Source organism: Mycobacterium sp. MS1601 (assembly GCF_001984215.1).
In the GTDB taxonomy this organism is placed as follows: Bacteria; Actinomycetota; Actinomycetes; order Mycobacteriales; family Mycobacteriaceae; genus Mycobacterium.
Window position 1 is genome coordinate 110,304 of record NZ_CP019422.1, and the last position, 13,369, is coordinate 123,672.

General features: G+C 61.5%; 15 protein-coding genes and 3 pseudogenes. 10 read left to right on the plus strand and 8 right to left on the minus strand.

Translation table 11 applies throughout. From position 1 onward, the window contains the following. Window positions 1-42: 42 nt before the first annotated feature. Together BVC93_RS32250 and BVC93_RS34380 are read left to right on the plus strand one after the other, a co-directional pair. Window positions 43-249, plus strand: coding sequence for a hypothetical protein (locus BVC93_RS32250; protein WP_083741774.1), 207 nt, complete (start codon window positions 43-45; stop codon window positions 247-249). Window positions 250-638: 389 nt separating this feature from the next. Beyond that, window positions 639-731, plus strand: a pseudogene (locus tag BVC93_RS34380) (electron transfer flavoprotein subunit beta); the annotation flags it as partial. 19 nt (window positions 732-750) lie between these two features. Here BVC93_RS34380 and BVC93_RS32255 read toward each other — a convergent pair. Both BVC93_RS32255 and BVC93_RS32260 read right to left on the minus strand, forming a co-directional pair. Next, window positions 751-1,107 (minus strand): MmcQ/YjbR family DNA-binding protein, encoded by a 357-nt coding sequence (locus BVC93_RS32255; protein WP_083741775.1) that lies wholly within the window; start codon window positions 1,105-1,107, stop codon window positions 751-753. Window positions 1,108-1,117: 10 nt separating this feature from the next. After that, complete coding sequence (locus BVC93_RS32260) at window positions 1,118-1,333, minus strand: hypothetical protein (RefSeq protein WP_192860460.1); 216 nt, start codon at window positions 1,331-1,333, stop codon at window positions 1,118-1,120. On the opposite strand from BVC93_RS32260, the pseudogene BVC93_RS34880 reads away from it, so the two are divergent. After that, a pseudogene (locus BVC93_RS34880) lies at window positions 1,301-1,447 on the plus strand (acetyl-CoA C-acyltransferase); the annotation flags it as partial. The gene BVC93_RS32260 and the pseudogene BVC93_RS34880 overlap by 33 nt on opposite strands. A gap of 23 nt (window positions 1,448-1,470) precedes the next feature. Here the strand turns inward: BVC93_RS34880 and BVC93_RS33415 are convergent. Next, window positions 1,471-1,617: a hypothetical protein gene (locus BVC93_RS33415; protein ID WP_157517371.1), complete on the minus strand. Its 147-nt coding sequence runs from the start codon at window positions 1,615-1,617 to the stop codon at window positions 1,471-1,473. A gap of 229 nt (window positions 1,618-1,846) precedes the next feature. Here BVC93_RS33415 and BVC93_RS32270 point away from each other — a divergent pair, with 229 nt between their 5' ends. The 3 genes from BVC93_RS32270 to BVC93_RS32275 all read left to right on the plus strand — a co-directional run bounded on the left by BVC93_RS32270 (window position 1,847) and on the right by BVC93_RS32275 (window position 2,747). Next, a complete protein-coding gene (locus BVC93_RS32270; RefSeq protein WP_157517372.1) occupies window positions 1,847-2,071 on the plus strand; it encodes a hypothetical protein in 225 nt (74 codons plus the stop codon). 130 nt (window positions 2,072-2,201) lie between these two features. Next, window positions 2,202-2,420, plus strand: coding sequence for a hypothetical protein (locus BVC93_RS33420; protein WP_157517373.1), 219 nt, complete (start codon window positions 2,202-2,204; stop codon window positions 2,418-2,420). Between the two features lie 129 nt (window positions 2,421-2,549). Further along, a complete protein-coding gene (locus tag BVC93_RS32275) occupies window positions 2,550-2,747 on the plus strand; it encodes a hypothetical protein (RefSeq protein ID WP_083741777.1) in 198 nt (65 codons plus the stop codon). A 580-nt stretch (window positions 2,748-3,327) separates the two neighbouring features. Here BVC93_RS32275 and BVC93_RS32280 read toward each other — a convergent pair. Beyond that, window positions 3,328-4,101: an enoyl-CoA hydratase gene (locus BVC93_RS32280; RefSeq protein ID WP_083741778.1), complete on the minus strand. Its 774-nt coding sequence runs from the start codon at window positions 4,099-4,101 to the stop codon at window positions 3,328-3,330. A gap of 286 nt (window positions 4,102-4,387) precedes the next feature. Here BVC93_RS32280 and BVC93_RS32285 point away from each other — a divergent pair, with 286 nt between their 5' ends. After that, window positions 4,388-5,974 (plus strand): PucR family transcriptional regulator, encoded by a 1,587-nt coding sequence (locus BVC93_RS32285; RefSeq protein ID WP_039584188.1) that lies wholly within the window; start codon window positions 4,388-4,390, stop codon window positions 5,972-5,974. Here BVC93_RS32285 and BVC93_RS32290 read toward each other — a convergent pair. Next, window positions 5,971-6,765 carry an enoyl-CoA hydratase gene (locus tag BVC93_RS32290; RefSeq protein ID WP_039584200.1) on the minus strand — a complete coding sequence of 265 codons (795 nt, stop codon included), beginning with the start codon at window positions 6,763-6,765 and terminating at the stop codon, window positions 5,971-5,973. The genes BVC93_RS32285 and BVC93_RS32290 overlap by 4 nt on opposite strands. Before the next feature lie 612 nt (window positions 6,766-7,377). Here BVC93_RS32290 and BVC93_RS32295 point away from each other — a divergent pair. The 3 genes and pseudogenes from BVC93_RS32295 (at window position 7,378) to BVC93_RS32300 (ending at window position 9,459) form a co-directional block, all read left to right on the plus strand. Continuing rightward, the gene (locus tag BVC93_RS32295; protein ID WP_083741828.1) at window positions 7,378-8,211 is read left to right on the plus strand and encodes a mycofactocin-coupled SDR family oxidoreductase; all 834 of its coding nucleotides are present in this window, start codon (window positions 7,378-7,380) and stop codon (window positions 8,209-8,211) included. Between the two features lie 183 nt (window positions 8,212-8,394). After that, window positions 8,395-8,574 (plus strand): annotated as a pseudogene (locus tag BVC93_RS34885) (LacI family DNA-binding transcriptional regulator); the annotation flags it as partial. Between the two features lie 60 nt (window positions 8,575-8,634). Beyond that, window positions 8,635-9,459: a substrate-binding domain-containing protein gene (locus BVC93_RS32300; protein ID WP_235366993.1), complete on the plus strand. Its 825-nt coding sequence runs from the start codon at window positions 8,635-8,637 to the stop codon at window positions 9,457-9,459. 71 nt (window positions 9,460-9,530) lie between these two features. Here BVC93_RS32300 and BVC93_RS32305 read toward each other — a convergent pair whose 3' ends face one another. From BVC93_RS32305 to BVC93_RS32315, 3 genes are read right to left on the minus strand one after another with little or no spacing between them, the layout of a single operon-like run. Further along, the gene (locus tag BVC93_RS32305) at window positions 9,531-10,541 is read right to left on the minus strand and encodes an ABC transporter permease (RefSeq protein ID WP_083741780.1); all 1,011 of its coding nucleotides are present in this window, start codon (window positions 10,539-10,541) and stop codon (window positions 9,531-9,533) included. Window positions 10,542-10,550: 9 nt separating this feature from the next. Continuing rightward, window positions 10,551-12,119 (minus strand): sugar ABC transporter ATP-binding protein, encoded by a 1,569-nt coding sequence (locus tag BVC93_RS32310; RefSeq protein WP_083741781.1) that lies wholly within the window; start codon window positions 12,117-12,119, stop codon window positions 10,551-10,553. Continuing rightward, complete coding sequence (locus BVC93_RS32315) at window positions 12,116-13,318, minus strand: sugar ABC transporter substrate-binding protein (protein WP_192860461.1); 1,203 nt, start codon at window positions 13,316-13,318, stop codon at window positions 12,116-12,118. The genes BVC93_RS32310 and BVC93_RS32315 overlap by 4 nt, the downstream gene beginning before the upstream one ends. Window positions 13,319-13,369 lie beyond the last annotated feature (51 nt).

A 13,369-nucleotide genomic window follows, 5' to 3' on the forward strand; every position in this document is an offset into this window, starting at 1 on the left:
GACCATCCGGCGGTCGGTGAGGTGCGAGGTGGTACCGGACTCGTGGGAGCCGTCGAGCTCGACGCGGAACTCCTGGGCTCGGACCCGGGAGCGGTGTCTAAGGCCTTCCGCAGTGCCCGCGACGCTGGCGTGTTGCTTAGGCCATTGGCGAGCTCGCTTGCCGTCTCTCCGCCACTGACGATCACCGAAGCCGAACTCGACCTCATAACAGACGGGATCCGTGCTGGCCTCGACGCACTCACCACCTGAGTGACAACTGGGCGGAACAGGCCCATGCGCTGGTCTGCGCCACCTCGGTGCAGCACGTAAGCTACGGGCGACGGGCGGGATGTCGTCAAGCGAGCCTGAGCGGCGGCAGCGCACACCGGGTTTCGGTGCGGTCGCGACGGCCTATCAGCTAGCCGGGCTCGGACGGTGTTGCGGGACAGACTGGTTCGCTCGATTAAGGCCATCACCGTGGCGCGTGGGTTGAGGGCGGTGAGGAGTTGGCGTCTGCACTGACCTTCACAGACGAGGGTCTTCTACGCGAAGGCGCGTGCCGCGCTGGCAAACCTGGCTGCCCGCACCTGTGCTCAACACCCACCACGCGAGCAGGGCATTGCGTCGCGGTAGCCACCTCACCCGAGGGGGAGCCTGACATTGCGGCGGGCGCCGACAAGGCCGTCCACCTCAAGGACGAGGGTTTGCGCGGCTCCGACATGGGCCAGACCGGGTGGGTGTTAGCGCGGTCACGGAGCCGGCCTTGCCGATTCAGACCGGGCGTCTGCTGCGAGGTAGGCCGTCCACCACCAGCTCGTAGGCACCGACGACGAGATCTTCGACCAAGTGTTCGTCGATGTCCGGTCCTGGCGCGATCGAGATCCAGTGCCGCTTGTTCATGTGGTAGCCGGGAGTGATCTCCGGGTAATCGCGGCTCAGGGCTAGCGCCCTGGGTGGCTCGCACTTCAGCGTGGCGATGTCGACGCCACGGACTCGGGTGGTCATCACGAACACCTTCCCAGCGACCTTGAAGACGTCGTAATCGGGGCCGATCGGCTGCGTTAGGGTGGCGGACGGTAGTTGTTCGGCTGTGCGCGCTGTCACGGTCAGCAATCGGCGTCCGTTCATCACCGTCAGTCTAGATGCCGTGGCGCCGGACCACCGTGCGCCGACCTCGCCGCACCGGCCCATAGCGGCGCAGGTAGTTACCGTCGCGGCGACCGAAAAGTGCTTCGAGCGCTTCCCCGTAATCGCGGGTGCGGAACATCGTGATGAAGCGTTCGATCTGTAGTTCGTCGCCCTGCTCGGCGGTGAGGTCGAGGGCTTCGCTTGCCGAGCGTTTGGTGGCTTCCACCGAAAGTGGTGCACGTGTGCCCGCGAGATGATCCGTTGCCGAATGCGTTACGGGTTGCAGACAATGTGCATCGGCGGCGGGCAGGGCCTGGCCGCTGTGTTCGAGCTGGCCTAGCTACTTCGACCTGAAAAAGGGGTTCATGGTCGACGAGGCTTCACGACGGTCTCGGTGCGGATGGCCCCCTTGGGGTCAACCAGGCCGAGGTCGACACCGGCCAGCGTGACGAAGACCGCCGGCCCTCGTGTCTGAGGCCTCATCGTCAGCACCAGGGTGGTCCGCTTCATGGCGGCGCGGGGCTATACCGTCGGATATTTCTTGATAGCACCTATATCCAGTGGGGGCCAAAAAGGCTGTGCGCCAGCACTCTCGACACGTCGATAACGGTCAGCCCGTCACCTAAGAATGGTCCCCACCGGGAAGCGCGATCGCTTACGCCGCGAGCGTGCCTATCGGTTCCGGTCTCGGCATCCACACCGGGGACCTAATGCCCTAACCGCCTCAAGGCCCGCACGAATGCCTTCGGCGATGTGGCCATGGCTGTTGATCCCCATCGCCACGATCGTCGGCGGACTGATCATGCGCATCGCAAGCAAAGAGGGCCTTTCCCTGCCCCTCCTGAGCCGCGGCCTGGGCTTTGGTGTCAAGGGCGCAGCGGTAGCCTCCATCGTCTATGGAGTCAACTACATCTTCTACTTCATCTTCGAGGGCAGCATCGTCTCCCACGCCCTGAGCGAATAGCCGGAATCGCAATCAATTCCTTCTGGGCCACAGTGGTATTCGCCATCATCGCTTTGGTCGCTTTGTACTGCTTCTGGCGCGGTAAGCACAGTATGAACGTTCTACAGCGTTTCGGCGTCCCCATTTCATCGTGCTGTTCGTCATCGGGATGTACATGCTGACCAGCGGCTACGTCCTCGTCGGCCCCGGCCAGTGGGAAGCCACCGGCACCGTCGGCGCCACCGCCATGTGGCAAGCTCTCAGCCTGGTCAACGGCCAGATGTCTTCCAGGGACTCATCGCCACCGACTACGGCCGGTTCGTCAAGACCCGGTCGGCTACCGCGGTACCTCGGGGTTGATGTTCGCTGAACTGGTCATGTGCGCCGTCGTTGTCCTCGTCGGCGCCTTCCTCGGCTTCACCATGCTGCGCCACTTCGACGGTACCCAGGCCGATCCCGAACTCGCAGCCACCGATCCCGGGCTCTTTTTGCAGTCATCATGGGACTGCTCGGTGTCATCTTCGCAGTGGTCACCCACGTGCGGATCAACGTCATGAACCTGTACTCCGGATCGCTGGCGCTCTCCAACGCTGCCGATGCTCTGTCCACGCGTCGAAGCGGGCGACAGTGGTGGATGGTGGGTCTCATCCTGGTCGGGTATCGGCGTCTGCCCGCTCAATGTGCTCCAACACACTGACAAGTTCCTCGCGGTCACCGGAATCATGACCAACACTTGGATTTTCATCCTACTCGCCGACTATTTTGTGTGCCGAAAGTTGCTGCGCCTGGCGCCCACCGACAACATTGCGTTCGAAGAAGGACGTGTGCGCAGCTGGAACCCTGCCGGCATCATTGCCATGGCCTTCGGCATCGGGGTTAGGTGGACTCGACATCTTCGGCTTCTACGAGACGTACTACGCTTCGTTCATTGCGATGTTGCTCGGGCCCGTCGTCTACATACCCATCATGATCGCGACACGAGGCCGCTACTAGACGCCGACCAGCTTGCGGTCCGACCGACTGTCAAATGGGTTGCGCCCAACGCAGTCAGCTGGCCCTGGCTGGACACCGCTGAGAAAAGGTGCCCGGCTCCGAAAAGCCCCCTCTCGCAACGGTAGATGATCACAGTGCAGTTGCCTCCTCTTGCAACCCACTTCCAGCGGACCGGACGCGATGAGAGAATGACTCAACGGCGGATCTGGGACCGTTTCGGGTGCGCCGACACACTTCGGTGCACCGCGGGCCTGCGTCCACTTCCAGTCCATCGAACATCGAGGCTAGCGGTGGGTAAAGTTCGCGGCGCGCTTCTCCGCGAACGCGTTCATGCCCTCGGTCTGGTCCTCGGTGGCGAATGCGCTGTGGAACAGTCGGCGCTCGAGGAGGATGCCTTCGGCCAGCGTGACCTCGAAGGAGCGGTTGACGGCCTCTTTGGCCAATTGGGCCGCAGGCAGCGACATCTGCGAGATGGTGGTGGCCACCGACTTGGCCTCGGTCAGCAGATCGGCCGCGGGCACCATCCGGGAAACCAGGCCGGCGCGGTCGGCTTCCTCGGCGCCAATGGTGCGTCCGGTCAAGATCAGGTCCATCGCCTTGGCCTTGCCGATCGCGCGCGTGAGGCGCTGGCTGCCACCCATCCCGGGCAGCACACCGAGTTTGATCTCCGGCTGGCCGAACTTGGCGGTGTCGGCGGCGATCAGGATGTCGCACATCATCGCCAGTTCACACCCGCCGCCCAGTGCGTAGCCGGCGACCGCGGCGATGGTGGGGGTGCGCACCGCGGCGAATTTCGCCCAGTCGGCGAAGAAGTCCGAGCCGAACATCTCACCGAAGGACTTGTCGGCCATCTCCTTGATGTCCGCGCCCGCGGCGAAGGCTTTCTCGCTGCCGGTGACGATGATGGCGCCGATTCCCGGATCGTTGTCGAGTTCGGCTGCCGCGGTGGTGACTTCGGCCATCACCTGACTGTTGAGGGCGTTGAGCGCCTTGGGCCGGTTCAGCGTGATGGTGGCGACGCGCTCGTCACGCTCAACGAGGATGGTCTCGAAGGTCATGGTATTTCCTATTCAGAATTGGCTGTCCAATTGGGTGTTCAGGTGTCGTTACTTCGGGTGGTGGATGAGTCTTCAGTCGGCAGACCGGTAGCACCAGCGGCGATTTGTCGGAATCGATCAGCTATTCGGTCACAATGTCCGGAGCTACTGCCGAGAAGCTCGTCCCACATGGATGTCGTGGCCAGGACATGCCAGAGTCCGGCGCCGACCAACGATTGCCCTGTTCCGCAGGCTGTGAGTCGCATGGTCGATAATAGTGTCTACGCGTGAATGAGAGGAGATTGCGGTGCTGCCGACTGTTCGGGAAGTACTGGCAATGCCGCTTCTGACAGCCTCTGACCCCGAGGTCATCGCAGGCTCCGCGGGACTGGACCGTGAGGTCCGCTGGGTGCATCCGGCGGAAGTGGCCGACATCGCACACTTGTTGCGTGGCGGAGAGATCGTCATCATCACCGGGATCGTGCTGTCCGAGGATGTCGATGCGATGCGCACCTACGTCCTATCCCTGGCGGACGCCGGCGTAGTGGCACTTTTTGTCGAACTCGGCCGACGTTGGGCGCAGGTTCCGCATGCACTGACGCAAGCATGCCAGTCTTCGGATTTGGTTCTGGTCGCGCTGCACAAGGTCGTGCGGTTCGCTGCAGTCGTGGAAGAGGTGGCCGCCCGCGTTTTCGAGTCGCAGATGGAGGATTTGAGGGCCAGCGAACACATTCACGAGACATTCACCCGCCTGGACGTCGATGCGGCAGGCCCAGAGGAAATCTTGGCCGCAGTCACGCAAATCGCCGGGATGCCAATTGTTCTGGAATCGGCGCACCATCAAGTGATCGGGTACAACTCAGCTGGACGCGACGCAAAAGACATTCTCGCTGACTGGCCTCGCCGCTCTCGCGGAGTCGGATTGGCCGGGCGTACGGGCTACGACCGACCGTCTGGGTGGCTGACCACTGTGGTCGGTTCCCGCGGCGATGATTGGGGTCGCCTTGTGATGATCACCGACAGCGTGCCAAGCCGACGCGATCACGTGCTCGTCGAGCGTGCCGCGGCGGCGCTCTCGTTGCATCAGATGAGGTCGAGAGCTCGTGATAGCGTCGAGAGGAACACTCACACAGGCTTGATCGCGGAACTGCGGGCGGTGCGGATCACGCCAGAACTTATAGTTCGGTGTGAGGCTGCCAATTTCCCGGTGCGGGACCGAAGCTTTTTTGCTGTCGCAGTTCATCAGAAACTCGGCAGCGATGTCGGTAAGAGCTGGTCCCTGACCGATCTCGCCTCGACGTTGGCGAAGTCGGCGAGAACAATGCAGATGGCAATGCTGGTGGGTGTCGAGACTGACCATGTGATCGGTGTGATCAGCATTCCACAGACACTTTCTGTTAACTCTGTCTTGGCCACTCTGGCGCGTGAGGTCAGACAGTCACTGCATGTCACGATTTCGCGGGGAGAAGTGGTGCACCGTCTCGAGGACACCTTCCGCACCCTGATCGACGCCAAGAACATCCTGGCCGCCAGTGATCCTGATGACCCGCGGCCTTGGATAACGCTCGCCGATGTGCACTTACGGGGCTTGATCCACCTGTTGCGGGATGACGAACGCCTACGCCTTTTTGCTCGCCGGGAACTTGGCCCGCTGATTGCCTACGACGCTGCGAGAGGCACCAATCTGCTCAGGCTGCTCACGGGCTTTCTCGAGACACCTGGAAGCAAAGCCGCTGCCGCGAAGTCGCTTCTTCTGTCTCGCCCGGTGCTATATGAGCGGCTCGCCAAGATCGAGAGCATTCTCGATGTGGATCTTGAAGATCCCCACATCAGAACTTCTCTGCACGTCGCTGTGATGGTGACGTCGCTGTTCGGCAACGCAGAGTTGGACTAGTGCCCGGCCCAGGTGTGGTCCTTCTTCGTGAGAAAGCCGCGTACGCCGTTGGAGAAATCGGCGGATCCGTAAACGCGCGAGAGGACGTCTTCGTCGTCGATCGACTCTGCGGTCGACTGCAATCGGCGAATGAGTTCCTTTGTGGCCCACATGGTGAGGGGAGCGTGACGGAGTATGCGCTGCACTACGGCAGCTGCGGCGTGGGAGACATCCTCGTGCACTTCTGAGACGAATCCACATGATCTCATCTCGTCTGCGCTGAAATGACGCGCATTCAAGATCATGTCAGTTGTGCGGCTGCGTCCAAAATGTCGAAGTGCAAGGTCCAGCACTTCCGCCGACAACGTGTTGCCGAGAGTTCGGGCAATAGGGACACCGAACTGTGCGGCCGGGCTGGCGATTCGGATATCGCTCGTCATCGCGATCGCCAAACCGGCTCCGAGGCAATAGCCGTCAATGGCTGCCACCACCGGTACATCGACATTGATGAGCCGTCGGATGACGCCTGACACTCGTCGCTCAAAAGCTACCGGTCCGGCCGAGTCGGTGAATCCGCTGAATGTCGAAATGTCCGTACCTGATACGAATGATCTGCCACCAGCGCTGCGTAACAACAAGACTCGGACGTCATCTTCGTCAGCGCGGTCGCACGCACGCAGCAGGCCGTCGTACATGAGCGGGGTCATGGCGTTGTGGTGGGTAGGACGATTGAAAGTGACGGTGAGGACCGGGCCGTTGCTTTCGATGAGCAGGTCCTCGGCGTGCGGTTCGCTACCTGTCAGGCTGGGCATCTGTTCCATTCTTCCTGTGTCCATACGATGAGGCTCGGGCCGGGCTGGGTAGGCGCCGACCGGAAGTGCGGGACAGTCGATTGGCCGGCGTTGACCAACCAGCGCATTCAGGGCCCCGAGCGACCCGAGATCCCCGCAAACGCTTCAGCCGGAGCCGGTGACGGCGCAGACCGGCATCTGAACGTTATCGGCTGTGCTGCAGGTGATTCTACAGAGATACCAATACGACATGTGAAGGCGATGGGGGGATCGTCGATCTATCAGTACCGCGTTCGCTCCGTATCCGTGCCGGCTCTACGCCGGCTTGCCTGCGCAGCGCCGCTGGCGCCGCACGAGATGAATATGACGTCGCCCTCCGTGGAGCGAAAGGATGCCTGCGGGGTTAGGTTGACATCCAGAATCCGTCGACGTTGCAGTGCTGCGTATCGGCCCAGCGGGTTGAATAGTGTTGAATAATATGTGCAACGAATTCACCAGTTTTCAAGGGCCGGAGGGGTAGCGAAAATCACGGCCGGGTGACTACAGTTGAGTCGAACACATTCAGCTGGCGGCACAATCAATAGAGATTAACCGTAATTTTCTGTGCTGCAACCAATTTCCCGAGGAGTGGCCATGGCAGGAAGAGTCGAAGGCAAGGTTGCTTTCATCACCGGTGCGGCGCGCGGACAGGGCCGAGCGCACGCCGAGCGCCTCGCTGAAGAAGGCGCAAACATCATAGCTGTCGACATCTGCCAGGATGTGCCCACCATCGGCTACCCGATGGCGACGTCCGAAGAACTGGCCGAGACCGCGAAACTGGTTGAGAAGCAGGGCCAAAAGGCGGTCACCATCGAGGCGGATGTGCGTGATCTGGAGGCGCTCAAGCAGGCGGTGGCGACGGGTGTTTCCCAGCTTGGCCGGCTTGACACTGTTGTCTGCAACGCGGGAATTCTCGGGCTCGTCGACGGGTGGAACATTCCGCCCGAGGCTTGGAAGGACACCATCGACGTCTGCTTGACGGGTGTCTATCACACCTGTCTGGCCACGATTCCGCAGCTGCTCGAGCAGGGTGAAGGCGGGTCTATCATGATGACGGGCTCGTTGGCGGCCAGCAAGGGCCTGCGCAATCTCGGCCACTACGACGCGGCAAAACACGGCGTGGTCGGACTGATGCGCGCGATGGCAAATGAGCTCGCAGAGCACATGATCCGTGTCAACGTCATCAACCCGCACGCGGTTGACACCATGATGGTCCACAACCTCGACACATACAAGGGGTTTGCGCCCCACATCGAGACCCCAACCCGCGAAGACGCCTCGGTGGCATTCAGAACTCTGAATGCCATGCCGGTCGACTTCATCGCCCCTCGGGAGATCTCACAGGCGGTTCTGTGGCTCGCGTCGGATGAGTCTCGATTTGTCACAGGTCAGACACTGGGGGTTGACGTCGGCGCCGTCATCAAGTGAGCAAGCCGAGCTTGCGACAGCCTTGAGCCCCCCCGGTGAGGGCAAGCTGCCCCTGGCGCTAAGCGCCAGGGGCGCTTTGCATTCAACCGGGTGCCTGACGTTGGTGGGTACACGGCATATGCTTTCCCGGGAAAGTAGGATCCGCGGGAGCATGCCCCGTGGTTTACAGAACTGAGGTCACCGATGACCGATTCACATGCAGTCCGTCCCAGCCCTGGACCGGACCGTGCCGCTGTCACAGGTTGGGACGTAGCGCGTCTTGCGGGCGTGTCCCAGCCGACTGTGTCTCGAGCGTTGCGCGGCTACGCATTCGTGTCCAATGAGACACGCCAGCGCGTTCTCGATGCAGCCCGAGAGCTCGGTTACATTCCCAATGCACAGAACAAACCGCCTGTGTCCATGCGAGCTGAGCAGATTGCAATCGTGTCCACCGATTGGGATAGTCCTTTTTATCCGCATTTGGTGGCACCGATGCAAAGCGAATTTAACGCAGTGGGCTACAGCACCGTTTTGTTCACTGAGAAAGTGGATGACACTCTGCTGTTACGCCGTTTGGTGGACAAACAGATCGGCGGCGTGATCATCACCAGTAGCTCCCTGGAGTCGACCATTCCGCGCGAACTGACCCGGCAGGGGTTTCCCGTGGTCCTGGTGCATCGGTCGCTGGACGAAGTCGAAGCAGACTCCTGCACCATGGACAACTACTACGGCGGAAGATTGGCCGCGACCGCACTGCTCGAAGCCGGTCACCGACATGTCGGCCTAATCTGCGGTCCGAAGAACACCAATACGGGACGTGATCGGGAAGCAGGTTTCTTGGCGGCGTTTTCCGGCTGTGGGGTTCCGATTGCGAACGAAGCAATACGACATGGCTCGTACAGTTATGACACTGGATACGAAGAAGCCGGACGTCTCCTGAAGAATTTGCCGGAGACCACTGCCATCTTCTGTGGCAATGACGTCATCGCACTCGGAGCTCACAGTCGAGCCACCGCCATGGGGCTGCAGGTCCCCGACGACCTGAGTCTCATCGGGTTCGACGACTCTCCTGTCGCGAGTTGGGGAGGATTCGACCTGACCACCATCAACTGCGATGTCGCGGTGATGGCAGAGCGTGGTGTAGCCATGTTGTTGGAACGGATTGCCGACCCCAAGCGGCCGCACCAGCGCGTCATCGTCCAGCCTCGGCTGGTCAATCGGCGGACGGTGGCGCCCCCGCGGCCCATCGACCGCGCCCTGATCACGTGACAGTCGCCGCATGACAGAACGGCCACTGTCTCGTTGTCGTCGAGACAGTGGCCGTTCTGTGTGCCTGGACGCTACTTGACCAGATCCAGTTTTTTGCGGTCGAGCGTCACCGCCACCGCGATCACCACGACCAGACCCTGAACGACTGTCTGTAGGAATGGGTGAACAGCTCCGATGACCATGCCGTTGGACAGTGTGGTGATGATCAGGACGCCCGTGACGGTGCGCAGTGGACCGCCCACCCCGCCTGACAACGGTGTACCTCCCATAACAACGGCGGCAATGGCGAGCAGCAGGAACGCATCGCCGAGGTCTGGAGTAGACGAGCGAACTCGGAACACTTGGAGTAGCCCAGCGGCGCCGGCCAGGAAACCGGTCAAGAGGAACGCGTAGACCTTCGTTCGGTCGACGGGCACGCCCGACAGGCGACTGGTCAACTCGTTGCCGCCGATGGCGTACATGTAGCGGCCAAGCCGAGTGCGACTCGCGATCAAGGTGGTCAACACCAGGGCGACCACCGCCCACAGCGACACCTTGGGGATTCCGAAGATGCTGCCGGTGAACCACTGGCTCAGGTCGCTGACCGCAACCGGCACCGGGCGTCCATCGGTGACGAACTTGGCAATGCCGACGAAGGTGAACGACGTGCCCAATGTGACCAGGAACGACGGGAGCTTTGCATAAGAGACCAGGAGACCGTTGGCCAGGCCGCAGATCAACCCGATGAAGGGGCAGAGCAGAAAAACCCAGGCTCCGTACTGCTGCGCGAGGGTGGCGCAAACAGAGGCGCTGAGTGTGACGATGGCCCCGATGGACAGGTCGATGCTTCCCATCAAGATCGGGAAGGTCGCCGCGATCGCCAGCACCAGGAGCACCGAGGACTGGCTCAGGATGTTGAGGCCGTTGTTCTTGGTGAGGAAGGTCGAGTTCATCAACGTGAACACGACGACAAGAACGATCAGAGCGCCGAACGGTGCTGCCGTGTTCCAGTGCTCACGCAGAAATCCCATGGCATCAGGGCGTGGAGGGTTCTGCGACGACGGTTGGTGGGTGCGTTCAGCTTGCTGCGTGTTGTTTGACATTTCTCTCTCTCAGACCATCGCCGAAACAAGGTCGAACTCAGTCGGTTTCGATGACACGGGTGCGGCCTGACGGCGAGTGATCTCGCCGTCCTTCATGATCACGATCTCGTTGGACATGCCGATTAACTCCAGAAGGTCGTCGCTGATGAGAAGAATCGCGACATCGTTGGCGGCAAGCTCGCGGATGATGGCGTAGATGTCCTCCTTGGCGCCTGCGTCCACACCTCGGGTCGGGTTGTCAAGAATCAGCAGGTCGAGCGGCCTGGCCAGCCATCTGGCGAGAATGCACTTTTGCTGGTTTCCGCCCGAGAGTCGGGTGATCTGCTGGTTGATGCTGTCGGTCTTGATGCTCAGCTGACGCACGAAGCGGTGGGCGTCCTTGGTCTCCCTGGCGAGGTCCAGAAGCGAGCCGCCGCCGCCGGTTGTGATACGGGAGAACGAGATGTTCTTCGACACCGAGAAGTTGTCGATGATCCCTTCACGCTTGCGTTCCGGGGGGATGTATCCGATGCTGCGCTGTTGGCGTTGACGAAGATTCAGCCGTCCGATGTCGCTGCCCTTGAACGCCACCGAACCTTCGTCGAGGAGGAGATCACCGGCGACGGCTCGGCCGACCTCGGTCTTCCCGGAACCGAGAACGCCTCCCAGACCGATGATCTCGCCCTTGCGAATCGACAGATCGACCTTGTTGAAGGACCCCGTGACGCTGGCGCCCGTCAGCTGCAGAAGCGGCGAGTCGTCGTCGGTGCCGACGGCATCGACGATGATTCGCTGCCGATCCTCGTGGTAGAAATCGCGGTCTCGCTCGCGTCCCACCATCAGGAAGTGCAACTCGTCCTCGTTCGTGGCGTCTGCCGCCCGATCAGCTACCAGCACACCGTCTTTCATCACCAGAATCCGCTCGCTCCAGCTGATGAGTTCGGAAAGACGGTGACTGACGAACACGATCGACGCGTCGCTCCGCACCCGGTGCAGGATCTGTTCCAGAAAGTCGATCTCCTCTTGGGCCAATCCCGCCGTGGGCTCATCGAGCAGGAGCACCGGGTGAGGCTGTTGAAGGAGCTCGGCCAGGGCGAACGCCTTGAGGACCTCGAGCACCTGGCGAACCGCGAATGGATAGTCGCCCGCCAGTTTCCGTGCGTCGATCCACCCGTGGTCGAACCGGTCCAGCAGCTCACGCGCCATCCGCAGCATCCGCTTCTTGTCGAGAAGGCCTGCCTTGCGTAGGTGACGTTCGTGCGAGAGGTAGAGGTTCTCATACACCGTCAGGTTCGGAGCCAAGGCCAGTTCCTGGAAGATCCGAAACACGCCCTGCTTCGTGGCTTCGTGGTAGTTCGACGGCGAATATGCCTCGCCGTCGAGCAACACCGACCCGTGGTCAGCGGTCGTGACACCGCTGAGGATGTTCAGCAAGGTGGACTTACCTGCGCCGTTCTCACCGATCAACCCGACGAACTCCCCGCGGGCGACGGTGAACGAGATGTCACGTAGGACAGTCACCGGGCCGAATGACTTGCCTACGTGTTCGAGACTCAGCCGCGGAGTTGTTGCGGGGGAGATGTTCTCGGTGATCGTCATAGGACGTCAGCACCTCCGTTGTTCTTGCAGAGCTTGCGGATGTCCTTCCACGGATCGATCTTGAACGCGGTCTTGTACATCTCTTCGATCCGCTGGAACTCACCGGAGTCCGTCGCAGTGGCGTAGTCCGGTGGCAATTGGTAGCCGGCCGGCTTCGGGTAGTTGGCCCAGTACGCGTTGGGGTCGATGGGCCGCAACGAATTCTGGGGGTCCCAGTCGTCGGGATGCAGCACACGGGACCACTTCTCGTAATCGAACGGGAACCGTTCGGCTTTGTACATCAGGTCCTGGTACGCTGCGGCGGCTTCGGGCGTGTCGACCACGAACCCGCCGAAGTACATCATCCGCTCCGGCACCGTCAGCTGGAAGCCGTTCATCGCGTCGAAGACCTTGACCATGCAGTAGGCGCCGAGCCAACTGCCGTGCGGCGCAGCAGAAGCCAATGCCGTCCCACCGCGCTGCATGGCGTCCAGGAACTCGTTGATGACGTCGATTCCCACGACGGGAACCTGCATGTTCCGCGACTCCAGTGCATTGACAACAGCAATCGCAGAGTCGTCGTTCGAGCACATGATGCCAGCGACATCGGGGTGTGCCGTCAGTAGGCTTTCGATCACCGGCTGTGTCACCGAACGACTGAAACCGCCCTCTTCCCGGGCGACCATCTGAACATTCGGATAGGCGGCCAGTGCCTCGTCGACACCGACATTCCGGCGGTCAGAAGCGCTGTTTCCGCGCTGTCCCTCGATGTGGATGAATTTGCCCTTACCGCCCATCTCTTTGAACAAGATTTCGCATACGGCGCGGGCCAGAGCCTCGTCGTTTCCGGCCTGGTACGACACGAAATAGTCACCGATGTCCAACGGGGTGCTCCACGGTGCGTTCGACCACGCCGTGGATGTGGGAATCCCGGCCTGCTGGGTGATGCCGATGACCTCCGGCGTCGAAGCGGCAACGGCGGGTGCGTTCACCACACCGGCAATCTGACGGGTCACCGCTGCCTCGAAGATGCCACGCAGAGCATCAACGGATGAGTTGTCGACCTGGCGATCCCTCTCGAGGTTGTAGACCGCGCACATCTCGCGGGACGCCCGATCCCACCCCTGGAAGTAGTCGTTGTCCAGGGTGTAGAAGCTATCCAGAACAGTTCGCCGCTCGAACCGCGGGTCGTTCGGATCGGTGATCTCGACCGCCGGCACCTGTGACTCCGCGCCGGTGTTCGATGCAGTGCCGCAGGCAGCCAGGAGGGG